The 14,553-nt window shown below is 41.0% G+C and carries 13 protein-coding genes; 3 read left to right on the top strand and 10 right to left on the bottom strand.

All coding sequences use genetic code 11. The features are described from left to right. Positions 1-55 precede the first annotated feature (55 nt). Positions 56-676 (top strand): AhpA/YtjB family protein, encoded by a 621-nt coding sequence (locus QMA12_RS08300; RefSeq protein ID WP_290209237.1) that lies wholly within the window; start codon positions 56-58, stop codon positions 674-676. On the opposite strand, the gene QMA12_RS08295 is transcribed toward QMA12_RS08300, so the two are convergent. The 4 genes from QMA12_RS08295 to prfC all read right to left on the bottom strand — a co-directional run bounded on the left by QMA12_RS08295 (position 643) and on the right by prfC (position 5,825). After that, on the bottom strand, positions 643-1,416 hold the full coding sequence (locus QMA12_RS08295; protein WP_087532825.1) for a TatD family hydrolase: 774 nt from the start codon (positions 1,414-1,416) through the stop codon (positions 643-645). The two genes, QMA12_RS08300 and QMA12_RS08295, sit on opposite strands and share 34 nt — an antisense overlap. A gap of 6 nt (positions 1,417-1,422) precedes the next feature. After that, entirely contained in the window at positions 1,423-2,061 is a 639-nt protein-coding gene (pdxH, locus tag QMA12_RS08290) for a pyridoxamine 5'-phosphate oxidase (RefSeq protein ID WP_087532824.1), read from the bottom strand. A gap of 384 nt (positions 2,062-2,445) precedes the next feature. Next, positions 2,446-4,188 (bottom strand): arginine--tRNA ligase, encoded by a 1,743-nt coding sequence (gene argS, locus QMA12_RS08285; protein ID WP_290209234.1) that lies wholly within the window; start codon positions 4,186-4,188, stop codon positions 2,446-2,448. A 53-nt stretch (positions 4,189-4,241) separates the two neighbouring features. After that, positions 4,242-5,825 (bottom strand): peptide chain release factor 3, encoded by a 1,584-nt coding sequence (prfC, locus tag QMA12_RS08280; protein WP_087532822.1) that lies wholly within the window; start codon positions 5,823-5,825, stop codon positions 4,242-4,244. 524 nt (positions 5,826-6,349) lie between these two features. Between prfC and QMA12_RS08275 the strand changes: the two genes are divergently transcribed. Further along, entirely contained in the window at positions 6,350-6,754 is a 405-nt protein-coding gene (locus QMA12_RS08275; protein WP_140394318.1) for a hypothetical protein, read from the top strand. Positions 6,755-6,810: 56 nt separating this feature from the next. Here QMA12_RS08275 and gltX read toward each other — a convergent pair whose 3' ends face one another. The 4 genes from gltX to proB all read right to left on the bottom strand — a co-directional run bounded on the left by gltX (position 6,811) and on the right by proB (position 10,960). After that, positions 6,811-8,295: a glutamate--tRNA ligase gene (gene gltX / locus QMA12_RS08270; RefSeq protein WP_290209229.1), complete on the bottom strand. Its 1,485-nt coding sequence runs from the start codon at positions 8,293-8,295 to the stop codon at positions 6,811-6,813. An 81-nt stretch (positions 8,296-8,376) separates the two neighbouring features. Next, on the bottom strand, positions 8,377-8,736 hold the full coding sequence (locus tag QMA12_RS08265) for a glutaredoxin (RefSeq protein ID WP_290209227.1): 360 nt from the start codon (positions 8,734-8,736) through the stop codon (positions 8,377-8,379). Between the two features lie 66 nt (positions 8,737-8,802). Further along, the gene (locus QMA12_RS08260) at positions 8,803-9,777 is read right to left on the bottom strand and encodes a diguanylate cyclase (protein WP_087532818.1); all 975 of its coding nucleotides are present in this window, start codon (positions 9,775-9,777) and stop codon (positions 8,803-8,805) included. Between the two features lie 79 nt (positions 9,778-9,856). Beyond that, positions 9,857-10,960 carry a glutamate 5-kinase gene (gene proB, locus QMA12_RS08255; protein ID WP_290209224.1) on the bottom strand — a complete coding sequence of 368 codons (1,104 nt, stop codon included), beginning with the start codon at positions 10,958-10,960 and terminating at the stop codon, positions 9,857-9,859. A gap of 126 nt (positions 10,961-11,086) precedes the next feature. Between proB and QMA12_RS08250 the strand changes: the two genes are divergently transcribed. Beyond that, positions 11,087-12,034 carry a DMT family transporter gene (locus QMA12_RS08250; protein ID WP_087532816.1) on the top strand — a complete coding sequence of 316 codons (948 nt, stop codon included), beginning with the start codon at positions 11,087-11,089 and terminating at the stop codon, positions 12,032-12,034. On the opposite strand, the gene QMA12_RS08245 is transcribed toward QMA12_RS08250, so the two are convergent. Together QMA12_RS08245 and QMA12_RS08240 are read right to left on the bottom strand one after the other, a co-directional pair. Then, a complete protein-coding gene (locus QMA12_RS08245) occupies positions 11,941-12,519 on the bottom strand; it encodes a class GN sortase (protein WP_087532815.1) in 579 nt (192 codons plus the stop codon). The genes QMA12_RS08250 and QMA12_RS08245 overlap by 94 nt on opposite strands. Continuing rightward, the gene (locus QMA12_RS08240; RefSeq protein ID WP_290209219.1) at positions 12,516-14,519 is read right to left on the bottom strand and encodes a marine proteobacterial sortase target protein; all 2,004 of its coding nucleotides are present in this window, start codon (positions 14,517-14,519) and stop codon (positions 12,516-12,518) included. Before QMA12_RS08240 ends, QMA12_RS08245 begins: the two co-directional genes overlap by 4 nt. Between the last annotated feature and the right edge of the window lie 34 nt (positions 14,520-14,553).

Here is a 14,553-nt window from a genome sequence, read left to right as displayed (position 1 = left end):
GTTACCTTAGTTGTAACATCAAAAACAAAAGCTGTCAGCAGTGTAAGCAATGACTATGAAAAATAACCATATTAAAAATCCAATTTCAGCATCAGTTAGACAACGACTTGTTCGTCTTAGCCTTGCTGCGGCCTGTTTTTTATTATTAACTTGGATTGCTGTAAACAGTAGTTTTCAAAGCCACCAGCTACTTTACGATAATGCCGATAGCACAGCAAAAAGTTTAACCCGCTTTATGGCGCTTAATGCCCAGCGACCTTTACTTGAAAAAAATAAGCCTGCATTAAATGCGCTGTGTAACAATATAAGTAAAGATGAGTTTGTTCTAGCTGCTACGATATATGATCAACAAGGGGTACTAATTGCAAGTAGTGACAACTGGCAGCCACATCACTTACTGGGCAAACTCCCTCACTCAACACCGGGTATCAGTAAATTAAAAACTCCTTTTATAGAGCCTGTAATTAGTGCTGATGATCGCCCAATTGGCTTCGTATCTATAACTTATTTAACTCGCTCGGCAATTTCACAAAGCCATAATCATTTTCATGACTTAGGCCGTCAAGTCTTACTCATGCTGGTGATCACATGTATTTTCACTTGGCAACTAGGTCGCGGGTTAAAACGCTGGCAGGTGAGCCGTTATATGCAAAAAAGTGCCGAGCACGAATCATAAAGCTGTTGCTTAAGCACAAGTTTTTCTCGCTGATTAAGCAGCTTTAAATCACACAGCTCTTCGAACACTAGTGGCAATTGCAATGGAGTGTTAAGCTCGCCTTGATAGCCACTAAGCGGCATCGAAGGAGAATCTGTTTCAAGCAATAAGTGCTGTGCATCTAGCTGGGCAACAACGTGGCGAGTTTTTTGTGCTCGCTGATACGTGATGACTCCGCCAATACCTAGCTTAAATCCCTGCTTTATATAATAGTTTGCTTGTTGTAGTGAGCCTGAGAAAGCATGAATTACACCACCAAATTGAGGCTTACAGCGCTTAAATGACTGTGCGATTAAGTCATGACTTTGCCGGTGATGTACAATCAAAGGTAGCTCAAGTTGATTAGCTAGCTCTACATGATATTCAAATATTTTGATTTGTAATGGCAAGTTCGCAATACTGCGATCTATACCGCACTCGCCAATTGCAACAAGTAGCGAACGCTGCTGCTGGGCAAGTTCAGTTAATTGAACTAAATGCTCATCAGCAAACTCACTCATAAAGTAAGGGTGTAAACCCACTGCAATGTGAACTGAGGGATTCTGTTGCTTGAACAAAGGTAGTGCCCGAGATTGTGCCAAGGTGATCCCCGGCACAATAAATTGATTAACCCCTTGCTGTTGACATTGTTTGATTAGTTGCTCACGCGAAGCATCAAATTCAGCAAAATCTAAGTGGCAGTGGGAATCAATAAACGCCATAGTCGCTTATGGGTTCAGTCGAGTAACTTGCCAGCTATTATCTGCTTGGCGTTGGTACATAAAGCGGTCATGTAGACGATGCGCACCACCTTGCCAAAACTCAACTTTAGTGGGAACGACACAATACCCGCCCCAAAAATCTGGAAGTGGAATTTCACCGTTAGAAAATTTATTCTTCATATTAGCAAAGGTTTCCATTAACACTTTACGTGACGAAACCGGGCGGCTTTGAGCTGAAGCCCATGCTGCTAATTGGCTTTCTTTCGGGCGTGATAAAAAGTATTTTGCTACAGCTGATGTTGGTAGTGGCTTGGCTTCACCATATACAATTACTTGGCGTTCCATATGGTGCCATGGAAAGTGCAGCGATATTTTGTTGTTCCCTTTAAGCTCTTGCGCTTTGCGCGAGCCTGTATTGGTGAAAAACACAAAGCCATTATCATCAAGGTGTTTAAGTAACACAATACGCTGTGAAGGCTGCCCTTCTTTATCAACCGTCGCCACCACCATAGCTGTAGGATCGGGCATTTGTGTTGCAACAGCATGCTCAAGCCAGCTTTCAAATTGTTTAAATGGGCAATCTAATAAATTATCTTCACTCAACGCGTCTTGTAAATATTCACGTCGGATATCTTCAAGTTTCATAAAATTCCCTCTAGGTTCTAGGTTCTAGGTTCTAGGTTCTAGGTTCTAGGTTCTAGGTTCTAGGTTCTAGGTTCTAGGTTCTAGGTTCTAGGTTAATCAAAGTAGACAACCAACGAGGCAGTCAAGCAAGTCTAAGTCGTGTGATTATATTAACTTTGTTGGGTTTCGTTGCACTCAACCTACAACAAGGCGGACACTCGACCTATCTCTATGAGCATACGCGCTTGTATGTGATTAGGGTCATTCAATGCCAAACTACGCATCTGCAAGTGTAGAAGTGCTAGCAAGGCGGTAAAACTATTTATGCCAAGGAGCATACGGTTTGTATGTGACTTAGGCTAAATAGTTTTATCAACGCAGCTAAAGCGAACTACACGCAGCAGATTACATTTGCTCCATGACTTCGATGCCTAACAGATCTAAGCCTGTACGCAATGAATCTGCCACTAAATTACACAACACTAAACGGCTGTCACGCACGTTTGACTCTACGCCTTCTTTAAGCACTGGGCAAGCCTCATAGAATGTCATGTATAAACTAGCTAGTTCGTACAAGTAGCTACATAATACGTGTGGTGTGGCTTCATTGATCATTTGATCAAGTACTTCTTCCAACTGAAGCAATTTAAGCGCTAGTGCTTTTTCTTGTGGCTCAACGATTGCAACACTGGCATTTAAGCATGTAGCATCAACGCCTGACTTACGGAATATACTGCGTACGCGGGTATACGCATATTGTAAGTATGGTGCAGTTGCGCCTTCAAAGCTGAGCATGGTATCCCAGTTGAAAATATAATCGCTGGTGCGGTTTTTAGATAAGTCAGCGTATTTAACTGCGCCAATACCTACTTTACGAGCTATTTCGCTACGCTCTTGCTCGCTTAAATCTGAGGTACGCTCTGCTAATTTTGCACTGGCACGGGCAATTGACTCTTCAAGTAAATCTGCAAGTTTAACAGTGCCACCAGTGCGTGTTTTAAATGGCTTACCATCTTCACCCATCATGGTGCCGAACGGGCAAAACTCATAGCTAGTTTCATCACGTAATAAACCAGCTTTACGAGCTGTTAGCTCTACTTGATTGAAGTGTAGACTTTGGCGCGCATCAACAAAAATTAAGATACGCTCGGCGCCTAACTTGTTTGAGCGATAGTCACACGCTGCTAAATCGGTTGTTGCGTATAGGAAACCGCCACCTGATTTTTGCACGATAAACGCCGATGGTTCGCCATCTTTATTTGCCAGCTCATCTAAAAATACAACTTGTGCGCCTTGCGACTCAACAGCAATTTCTTTATTTTTCAACAACGCAATAATATCGTTTAGCTCTGCGTTATAGGCACTTTCAGCCATGATGTCATCGGCTGTAAGCGTTACATTTAAGCGTTTGTATACTTCTTCCGAGTGCTTAACTGACGTTGCAATAAACAGCTTCCACAATTTTTCACAATGTGCATCGCCACCTTGTAATTTAACAACATAATCACGGGCTTTATCGGCAAATCCTTCTTCATCGTCAAAACGCTTTTTCGCGTCACGGTAAAAGGTCTCTAAATCAGCAAGTGCTACGCTATCTAAGTCAACACCTTGGTTTATTTGATCTTCAAGGTGCGCAATCAACATACCAAATTGCGTGCCCCAATCACCCATGTGATTTTGACGAATGACCTTATCACCACGAAATTCAAGCGCACGTACTACAGAGTCACCAATAATCGTTGAACGTAAATGACCCACGTGCATTTCTTTAGCCAAGTTTGGTGATGAGTAATCAACCACAACAGTTTGCGGCTTTGTATGCTCTGCAATAGCCAATTTTGCATCTTGATTGGCCGCTTCAACACTGTGTGCTAAAAACTCAGGTTTTAAATGGATATTAATAAAACCAGGACCTGCAATTTCTGTTTTATCGGCAATGTCACTGACATCTAAATTATCAATAATTTTTTGTGCAAGCTCACGAGGGTTGCTTTTCATTTTTTTCGCAGCGCCCATCGCACCATTAATTTGGTAATCACCAAACTGTGGACGTGTGCTTTGTGTTACTGCAGGGTTAGTATCAGCCGGTAAGCCTGCTGCTGTCATCGCTGCAATTGCTTTATCAATTAGAAACGTACGAATATTCATGTAATTTGTTACCTTTATCAGCCCGCTATTGCAGGCTTTAATTAAATTTTTGTCTAGTTTTCACGTGTGTGGTTAAACGTCACTTCTGGGTAACGCTCAATTGATAAATTAAGATTCACACGGCTAGGTGCAATGTAGGTTAAGTTATCACCGCCATCTAAGGCTAAATTGCTTTCACACTTACGTTTAAAATCTTCAAACTTTTTAACATCAGTCGAACTTACCCAGCGAGCGGTATTTACATTCACGCTTTCATAAATCGCATCTACGTTATATTCAGCTTTTAAGCGTGCTACAACTACATCAAACTGCAACACACCCACAGCACCTACTATAAGGTCGTTATTAATAAGTGGCCTAAACACTTGCACTGCACCTTCTTCAGATAGCTGTACTAAGCCTTTTAATAACTGTTTTTGTTTGAGTGGATCGCGTAAACGAATACGGCGGAATAGCTCAGGTGCAAAGTTTGGAATACCACTAAATTTAAGCTTTTCGCCTTGCGTGAACGTATCACCAATTTGAATAGTGCCATGGTTATGCAAACCGATAATATCACCAGCAAAAGCATCTGCTGCACGCTCACGGTCACCCGCCATAAAGGTCACCGCATCAGAGATACTGACTTGTTTACCAATACGTACGTGGTTCATCTTCATACCTTGACTATATTTGCCCGATACAATTCGCATAAAGGCAATACGGTCTCGGTGCTTAGGATCCATATTAGCTTGAATTTTAAATACAAAGCCTGAGAAGTTGTCTTCGTCAGCAACCACTTGGCGGTCTTCTGTTTCACGCGGTAATGGCGTTGGAGCCCATTCAGTGAGGCCGTCTAATACATGATCGACACCAAAGTTACCAAGTGCTGTACCAAAATACACAGGTGATAACTCGCCCGCTAAGAACAGATCTAGGTCAAATTCATGTGATGCACCAATTACCAGCTCAAGCTCTTCACGCAATTGCTCTGCAAGCTCGCCACCAATGGCTTCATCTAACTCTGGGTTATCTAGCCCTTTGATGCTGCGTACTTCTTGAATTGTATGGCCTTGGCCTGTTTTATATAAAATCGTTTCTTCGCGGTGAATATGGTAAATACCTTTAAATTCTTTACCACAACCAATAGGCCACGTGATAGGTGCACAGGCAATATTAAGCTCTGTTTCTACTTCATCTAATAATTCCATCGGGTCGCGTATATCACGGTCACACTTATTCATAAAAGTAACGATTGGCGTAGTACGTAAACGCGTTACTTCCATCAACTTACGAGTACGGTCCTCTACACCTTTTGCAGCGTCGATAACCATCAGACATGAATCCACGGCAGTAAGTGTACGATAAGTATCTTCTGAGAAGTCTTCGTGCCCTGGAGTATCAAGTAAGTTAACTAAGCGCTCATTATATGGAAATTGCATTACAGAGGTGGTGACTGAGATACCACGCTCTTTTTCCATGTCCATCCAGTCAGATTTAGCATGCTGGTTAGAGCCACGACCTTTTACAGTACCGGCTTTTTGAATTGCCTGTCCAAATAAAAGTACTTTTTCAGTAATGGTGGTTTTACCCGCATCCGGGTGAGAAATGATCGCAAAGGTGCGTCGTTTATTAATTTCACTAGATAAATTAGACATGTAAGCCGCTTTAAGTCATAACAAGGCACAGCTAAAACAACCCAAGTAAAGGCTATTTTGAGGCATTGTAAATATAAAATAGAATTAACAGCATTATACCTTGTTTGTTCTAGCCAAAAAAGCAGCGATTGTAAGTAATTAACCTCTTGCTAAGTTTCATACAATTCAAACTCTCTGCAACTAATTCTTTACAGCAAACAATATATACCAGCCAAACAAGAACCTGTTAAGTGTGCACCTTTAAAAAACTAGCCAGCCCCCTTAAAGATACGACCATGTATTAAATAAAATACGGCATCACGCTTTAATATTTAGCACTTAATTTGGTTAACGTCTAAAAACTCTTCGCTTGCTATTGACAATAACTATCAAAAGTCTGTAAACCTAATAACAAACACTTCAAAACAGATTATAGGTTTTTACTCATGAACAAGATGCTACCTCAATTCAAATACTGTTTAACGTACAGGTGCTTGAGCCTGAGCACTCTTTTAAATTTATATGCAGTGCTACAAAAAAAGTTTGTGGAAAAAGCTCGGCAATTCACATTACTGAGCTTTCAGTCCATTTTATTGTGCCTTTCGGGTTGCTCAAGTTTTACTTTTCATACTAACCTAGATGAAAATTATATAGCAAACGAGGTTGCGCACCATGGGCTTTATAAGTTTTATTCAGGGCAAGAGGCTAATGAAAGTGGTGCGAAGTTAATTGGAACAGCTACAGGGTTTAGCTGTCTACCATACAACCCTCTAGGCTACGAACAATATGAAATATCTCAACTGAAGGGATTAGCGATTGATAACCTAAAACAAGATATATTACGTCTTGGTGCTAACGCATACTTAGTCGAACAATGTCATGATTACAGCAATAACAGCAATGAATGCGATAAAGGGCAAAGGTGTGTAGGCCAAGCATATGATTATTAATAACCTGATAAAAAAGCCGAGCATATTAGCTCGGCTATATTTAACACATTAATAATTTAAGCGCTTGGGTATTCGCGATAAGCGCGCTCAATATTTTTAGCCTGCTTTTTAGAAATACCTAGATGAGCTAATGCAACACGTAAACGAGCACGTGATAAATCAGAGCCTAAAATCTCCATTGCATCAAGTACTGACGTTGATGACGTTTTACCAGTGATAGCGACAAAGATTGGCTCCAAAAAGTCTTTGATCTTTAACTCATGGAAAGTTGCTACGGCTTTAGCAATAGCAAATATTTCAGGTTTTTCCCAGCTACGTAGCCCTTCAAGTTGCCAAATAAAGAACTGTAACGCTTGGCGAATAACGTTTTCATCCGCTTTACCAGCCGTTAATAACGTAGGGTCGTACTGTGGAATACCACCCACAAAGTGACCTGCAAGATCAACCATATCTGATAGTGTGTTGATACGTGTTTTCGCTTCAGGTAAGACTTTAGCAAGCATATCGCCGTTAAACTTCCAATCCACAAAGCGTTGAATAAGCTCTGCATCTGTTAGGTTTTCACGGATCCACATACCGTTTAACCAGCTTAGCTTATCTACATCGAATACTGGGCCGCCCAGTGATACACGCTTCATATCAAAGTGTTCAATCATTTCTGCAAGGGTAAATTTTTCACGCTCATCAGGCATTGACCACCCCATGCGACCTAAGTAGTTTAGTACCGCTTCTGGTAAGTAACCCATTTCTTTATAGTAATTAATTGAGGTTGGATTTTTACGCTTTGATAGCTTTGATTTATCAGGGTTACGCAGTAATGGTAAGTGACCCAGTACTGGTGCTTGCCAACCAAAGTCTTCATACAATTTTAGCAACTTAGGCGCTGAGTTTATCCATTCTTCACCACGGAAAATATGACTAATTTCCATGTGATGATCATCAACCACGTTCGCTAAGAAGTACGTTGGGAAGCCATCTGCTTTTAACAGCACTTGCATGTCTACATTTTCCCATGGGATCTCAATCTCGCCGCGTAAGTAATCGTTAAACTTAAAGGTACCCTCAGACGGAATATTCATACGAATAACATACGGCTTACCCGCTTCAATATTCGCTTTAATTTGTTCTTCCGTTAGCTTTAAACCACGACCATCATATTTAGGGCGCAAACCTTCAGCCATTTGCTCTTCACGCATTTGGTCAAGCTCTTCACTGGTTGCAAAGCAGTAAAATGCTTTACCCTCGTCAACTAACTGATGTGCAAACTTTTTGTATAAATCGCTGCGCTCTGATTGACGATAAGGGCCAAATTCACCACCTACATCAGGACCGTGATCCCACTCAAGACCTAACCAACGCAAGCTATCCATAATCGCTTGTTCTGATTCTGGCGTGCTACGAACTTGGTCAGTATCTTCAATGCGAAGTACAAATTCACCACCTTGTTGTTTAGCAAAGCAGTAATTAAACAAGGCGATATAAGCAGTGCCAAGATGCGGGTCACCAGTAGGTGACGGAGCAACACGAGTACGGATTGTCATGGTATATTCTCTTTAAAAAGGACTATAAAAGTTGCCCAAATGCTAGCATAGCAAGGGCAATTTTCGAAGTGGTAGCGCGCGTTATGCCGCGACTTTATCTAAATAGGTGATAATATCGTTTGATTCATATAACCAATTAACTTGGCCATTTTCTTCAATACGCAAGCAAGGCACTTTAATTTTACCACCTTGCTCTAATAATTCTTGGCGATAACCGTGATTATTCTTCGCATCACGCGTATCGACTTTTAAACCTTGTCGCTTTATTGCTCGGCGTACTTTGACACAAAAAGGGCAGGCTTTAAATTGATAAAGCTTAAAGTGGCTGGTTGTTTGATCGAGCATAGCTTGCTCGCCTTCTGGGCGTTTTTTACTACGCGGGGTAAAAATAAAATCAAAGAATAAGATTAAACTACCTAAAAGCCAACGAACTAATTTCATTTTATTACCCTATTTAACAACAAATTTGAGGGCATGGATTTTAGCATAACAGCTAATAAAATAGCATCAAAAAAGCTCAATACCGTCGTCAACAACGTCGGACTCTTGCTCTATCTCCAGTTCATTATAAGCGGTTACTTGGTTACGGCCATTATTTTTCGAGTGATACAACGCAAGATCAGCTTTATGAACTAATGCTGACACCATATCTACTTCACTCAGCGCTAAAAATCCAGCGCTAATAGTTAAGTTATTTATTTGTGGAAATGGGTATTCAGCAACATTACAGCGTACCCGATCAAGTATATTTAGTGCCTCATGCTCATCACTCGCTTGAAACAACACCGCAAACTCTTCACCGCCATACCTAAATATAATATCATCAATTCTAAAACTATCTTTTAACAACCGAGCAACGAGTAAAATAACTTCGTCACCAATAACATGGCCAAAGTTGTCATTTACATGCTTAAAGTGATCAATATCCAACAGAGCTAGAAACCAATAAGACAGCTTCGCAGACGCCCCAGAAGAAGTGATAAATGTGTCACCCGAGATAATCTCTATGACTTTTTTATCAAATGTTTGGCGATTTAAAAGCTCTGTAAGAGGGTCTAACCGAGAGCGATGAATTAATGCCAATTGGTTGGCATAAACGTTAAGCACATGTACGGCAAGCATACAGCTTCTTTCGGGAAGTTTATGTTCCGATTCAACAAGTAAAACGCCAATGACTTCACCTAAGTAATACGCTGGAATATAACTAGTGTAATGACTGGAGGCACTGCTGATGCATACTTTATTTTTTGCCACTTTATTTAAAATGGTCGTAAGTTCTTGACTATCTAATCGCTCCAACAGTGAATCTTGATTGACTAATACCAGTGAGCCATCACTGCCAGAGTATTTATTAATATACAATGCAAATTTTTTAATTGCAGGAAGTTCTATAATTGCAGACAAAAGAGTCCTATCTAAATCAGACTCTTCCTCTTGCTGTGTAATTGAGACTACCCACTCATGCCCGCACGAGTTAGTCATCTAAAATAAACCTAAACAATACATTTAATTAAGTTTAGGTCAGTATTTAAATTTTACTAAATAACTAGGGTCTTATATGCTAAAAAAGTACCAAATCATCACGATGGATCACTTCTGCACCGCAATCAAAATCCAATAACTTAACGATTTCAGTAGAGTGGCAGCCTTTGATTTTATCGACTTCTTGACTATTAAAACGTGCCACCCCACGCGCTACCAGTTGATAGTTTAAATCAACTAAGTCAACTAAATCTCCTCGACTAAACTGACCTTTTGCGATGCGGATACCTTTTGCTAATAAGCTAGCCCCTTGGTGCTTAATTGCAGCCGTTGCACCATCATCAATAACAATTTGACCATTACTTTTTGGCCCGGCTAATAACCACTTTTTACGACCATCGCGAGGGGCTGTTAATTTTAAAAATCGAGTGCCAGGTAATTGCTCACTCATGCAGTTTAAAATAACATTTTTGCCAGCGCCTTTGGCAATAACCACTTCGACTCCTGCACGGCGTGCTATATCAGCTGCTTGCAGCTTAGTTGCCATACCGCCTGTGCCTAAATTTGTGCCACTGCCACCAGCAAGCTGACGTAGCTCATCATCAATATGACTTACTTGTTCAATCAATTGTGCGCTTGCATCTGTGCGAGGATCGCTGGTGAAGAGCCCTTCTTGATCAGTTAATAACAGTAATTTGTCTGCATTGGCTAAAATAGCGACAAGTGCCGATAAGTTGTCATTATCACCCACTTTTATTTCACTGGTTGCAACGGCATCATTTTCGTTAATAATTGGCACAACATCATGACTGAGTAAAGCCGTTAATGTGTCTCTCGCGTTTAGGTAACGATCGCGGTCCTCTAGATCAGCACGAGTTAACAACATTTGGCCGACATTAATACCATATAATGCAAATAAGCTTTGCCAAATATGGATCAGCTGCCCTTGACCGATAGCCGCTAACATTTGCTTATCAATAACAGAGCGGCCACACGGTTTAATGAGTTGTTCACGACCTGCCGCGACAGCCCCACTTGAAACCATCACAACTTGATGGCCTTGCTTTTTTAACTCACTACATTGGCGAACAAGTTCAACCATGTGTGCTTTGTCGAGTTTATCAGTGCCGCCGGTAAGCACACTCGTTCCCAGCTTAACTACTATTACCTGTGCCCTATGCATTGCTACTTACTACACAAAAGATGAAGGATTTATTTATACCAGTTATCGCTTTTTGAACAAGTTAAAAAATTTCATGCTAGGATCGCATTTTAATTTATTCATCTGAATTTAAAGTAAGAGTTCATCATGCCTGCCAGTTTATGTTTAATTATTGCCACCTTTTTATGGGGTAGCTCGTTTATTGCACTCAAGTATGCAATTGCTATTTATGACCCCGCGCTGGTGATTTTTTTACGCATGCTAACAACGCTAATGCTGGCACTGTGTTTATGGCGTTATGTTATTCGTTTTGAATACCGCTCCGGTGATTGGAAGTACCTGCTTGGGATGTCGCTGGCCGAGCCTTGTTTGTACTTTTTATTTGAAGGCCACGCAATGGAATATACCTCGGCCTCACAAGCCGGTGTTATTGTGTCATGCTTACCGATCATAGTGGCTTTTTTAGCGTTTTTTATGCTTAAAGAATACATAAGTAAAGCCATTGTTATTGGTTTTACATTTTGCATTGGTGGCAGTATTTTATTGACCTTACTTTCTCCAACTTCTGAGCAAGCTCCTAATCCACTGTTAGGCAACTTTTTAGAGCTTATGGCGATGGTCTGTGCAGCGTTTTATACCGTGGCGGTAAAGCACTTAACGGCGCGTTACTCACCTTTAACGCTCATTGCTTTACAAGGTTTTAGCGGCAGTTTGTTTTTTGCGCCTTTTTTATTATTCATTGATTTACCAAGTGAAAACCAACACGACTTAACCGCTCTATTAAGTATTTTATATCTTGGTTCGTGTGTGACTTTAGGTGGCTATGGCATGTATAACTACGCCATAAGTAAAGTATCAGTGCTAACGGCAGCGGCCTATTCTAATTTAATTCCTATTTTCACGTTAATTTTATCCGCCATCATTTTAGGTGAAATACTTACATTGGGACAGTGGCTAAGTATTGCTGTAGTTTTTATTGGGGTCATGGTAAGCCAACGCCATCAAGAGCTGGTAGTCGATGTTGATGACGAGACTTTATCGGCTGAAACCAATAACCTTAAATCAGTGCCAGAGGCTAATGAATCAAAAGGGTAACAGGTTAATAAATACAAGCCGCTGCGCTGTAAAAATGCATGTTGGGATTGATGAATTACTTCAACCCCACGCACTTGGTACTGCACAATATTCCCGCTTTGAGTTTGTAAGCTAAACTGTTCGCCCACCTTAACTTTTTGTAAAAAGGTAAAGTGGGTATCGTTATGCCCTGCAATTAAGGCGCCGTGTTCTGAACCAAGCTCACCGCTTGGTAAATAATGGCTTGGCGCAAAGGCTAAATTACGGCCGCTTGCTCCTGCCAAAATCGATAACGTTTTGCCTCGGCTTGGCCAATTAAGTTGTGCTGTGACATAGCTATCAGCGTAAAACCAAGGTTTTACTTGTTCATTCGGTGTAACTAACGCTTGTTGCCATGCTTGCTCAATCAAGTGCTGAGCAAGCCATGCCTTTGCTTGTATATAACTGCCATGCGAGAACAAACCAACACCTAACACCAGGATGAAAACACTAAACCAGAATTTCATTTTTTGACTCTTAAAAAAACAAACCCAGTGAGTAAAATGCAACCCAATAACATGTGTAATCTACTTTGCCCATCAGTTTGCGGCAATCGCATGGTGAGTCCTTGCACTGGTTGATTTGCCACTTGTACATCGTGTTCAGCAGGTGTGTTTATTGCTGTTTGCTCAATCGCGACAAATGCAGTAAACGGGCTTAGTAATTGATGCTCTAAAGCTAGGTTTTGAACTTGCTCTTTTACTATTTGCTTATCGTTATAAAGTAATAACGATTTAATTTTTTGCCGTGCCCATAATCGACTTATGCCCACTGCATTTTGACCTTGCTGTGCATTAAGCTTTAAATTAAGTGGTCCTTGCGCTGTTTGACCAAGTAGACTCACAGCCTCATTGCTTGTTAATTTAATAGCCACCATAACTGGCTCTGAAAAATATAAATCAGGTAACGGTGATGGCCAATACTCAAGTTGCTTATCATTACTTTGCAAAGTTAACTGAGTGATTGCAGGGTGAGCCAGTTTATTAAATAGCTGCTGCATTTTCGGTTGTACGTCATGTGTACTACCAATAAAAGTAAATGTTCCTCGACCCACATCAGCAGCACGTCGCATAAAGTAACTATTTGGTGCACTGCCTATCCCTACTGTAAATAAACGCGTATCACCCAGCTGCATACGAATATGTGTAAATAGTTCAGCTTCGTTACTGACACTGCCATCAGTTAAAAATACCACTTGGCGCACAAAACCATCTTGCTCACTGTTATCAAGCACCGCATCTAACGCACCAGCAATATTAGTACCGCCATCAGCTTGTAGGTTGTAAACAAAGCGCTTGGCTCGGCGCAGATTAAAATCATTGGCTGCAACCGAATGCTTACTCATCGGTGCTACTTGGTCGTCAAACCCTATGATATTAAAGCTATCGTTTGCATCGAGTAAGGATAATGCATAGTACAACGCACTTTTTGCCTGCTCCATAGATTGACCATGCATTGAGCCCGAGGTATCAATTACAAAAACCATTTCACGCGGCAGTCTTTGCGTTTGGGTAAAATGATCATCCGGCGGCATCAGCATTAATAAACCGTAACGTTCACCATTTTCCAACTGCTCAGTAAAATACGCAGCTTGCGCTTGCTCTTTTTGCAGTGGTTTAAATTCCAGTAAAAAGTCGCGGTTAACGGCGTTGCCTTCATCAAGTGCAATTTGATAATGCCCAAACTGAGGATTAGTTACTGCAATTTGGTGGTATTTAGATTCAATATCAACCAATTCCAATCCAACATCGATATTAATAGTTAAACTAAATTTTCCACGTTGAGAATCCGACTCAATTGATTTTTGATAAATCGGGCTGATCCAACCATTAGGGGCTAACTGTGTGTTACCCGCTTTATTATTTTCAGCGTTTGTAGCTGATAATTCGCCATTAAGTGGATGATAACGCGGTGTTATCGTCGTCGGAAACCTAAGCGAAAAAGTGCCACTGCGATAATCAATCACTTCTTGATATTCAAGCTCGATAATAATTGTTTCGCCTGGGTTTATATTAGCGACATTTGTAGTGAACATATTTGCCCGTTGCTGCCTAACGATAGCAGCTTGCTTTCCTGCTTTTTTAGCTTGTTGAAAACGCTGCTCTGCTTGCTCTTTTTTGTCTATTTGGCCTTTAATGATACGCTCGCCAATACGCATAGTCATTGCATGTACCGCACTTTCATCAGGCAGTGGAAATACATAACGCGCATTCACTGCAAACAGGTTTTCGTTGCGGTAATACTGAGTCACAATAACGTGGTTTATCAGACCCGTTACCGTCATTTTTGCATCACTTTGCAATATAATACCCGGCGTTACTGGCGCTCCCTGACTGTCATACATTTTAAGTTCAGGTGAAGCTGCTGCCACAGTGACACTACAAGCACCGAACATAATAAGAATAAAAAGGCTTACCCACGCCTTAAAATGAACACGGGTAAGCACTTTGCTTGGTTTACTCAACATAAAATCACTCCCTTGATGGGTGAGGTTAATAGCG

Source organism: Pseudoalteromonas sp. APC 3893 (assembly GCF_030408095.1).
Lineage (GTDB): Bacteria > Pseudomonadota > Gammaproteobacteria > Enterobacterales > Alteromonadaceae > Pseudoalteromonas.
This window is presented reverse-complemented; position numbering and strand designations above follow the sequence as displayed.

Bases quoted from the DNA above. Each gene is read 5' to 3' on its own strand.
- pdxH (WP_087532824.1), bottom strand. From the start codon at position 2,061: ATGAAACTTGAAGATATCCGACGTGAATATTTACAAGACGCGTTGAGT.
- QMA12_RS08295 (WP_087532825.1), bottom strand. From the start codon at position 1,416: ATGGCGTTTATTGATTCCCACTGCCACTTAGATTTTGCTGAATTTGAT.
- QMA12_RS08250 (WP_087532816.1), top strand. From the start codon at position 11,087: ATGCCTGCCAGTTTATGTTTAATTATTGCCACCTTTTTATGGGGTAGC.
- QMA12_RS08300 (WP_290209237.1), top strand. From the start codon at position 56: ATGAAAAATAACCATATTAAAAATCCAATTTCAGCATCAGTTAGACAA.
- proB (WP_290209224.1), bottom strand. From the start codon at position 10,960: ATGCATAGGGCACAGGTAATAGTAGTTAAGCTGGGAACGAGTGTGCTT.
- argS (WP_290209234.1), bottom strand. From the start codon at position 4,188: ATGAATATTCGTACGTTTCTAATTGATAAAGCAATTGCAGCGATGACA.
- QMA12_RS08240 (WP_290209219.1), bottom strand. From the start codon at position 14,519: ATGTTGAGTAAACCAAGCAAAGTGCTTACCCGTGTTCATTTTAAGGCG.
- gltX (WP_290209229.1), bottom strand. From the start codon at position 8,295: ATGACAATCCGTACTCGTGTTGCTCCGTCACCTACTGGTGACCCGCAT.
- prfC (WP_087532822.1), bottom strand. From the start codon at position 5,825: ATGTCTAATTTATCTAGTGAAATTAATAAACGACGCACCTTTGCGATC.
- QMA12_RS08260 (WP_087532818.1), bottom strand. From the start codon at position 9,777: ATGACTAACTCGTGCGGGCATGAGTGGGTAGTCTCAATTACACAGCAA.
- QMA12_RS08265 (WP_290209227.1), bottom strand. From the start codon at position 8,736: ATGAAATTAGTTCGTTGGCTTTTAGGTAGTTTAATCTTATTCTTTGAT.
- QMA12_RS08245 (WP_087532815.1), bottom strand. From the start codon at position 12,519: ATGAAATTCTGGTTTAGTGTTTTCATCCTGGTGTTAGGTGTTGGTTTG.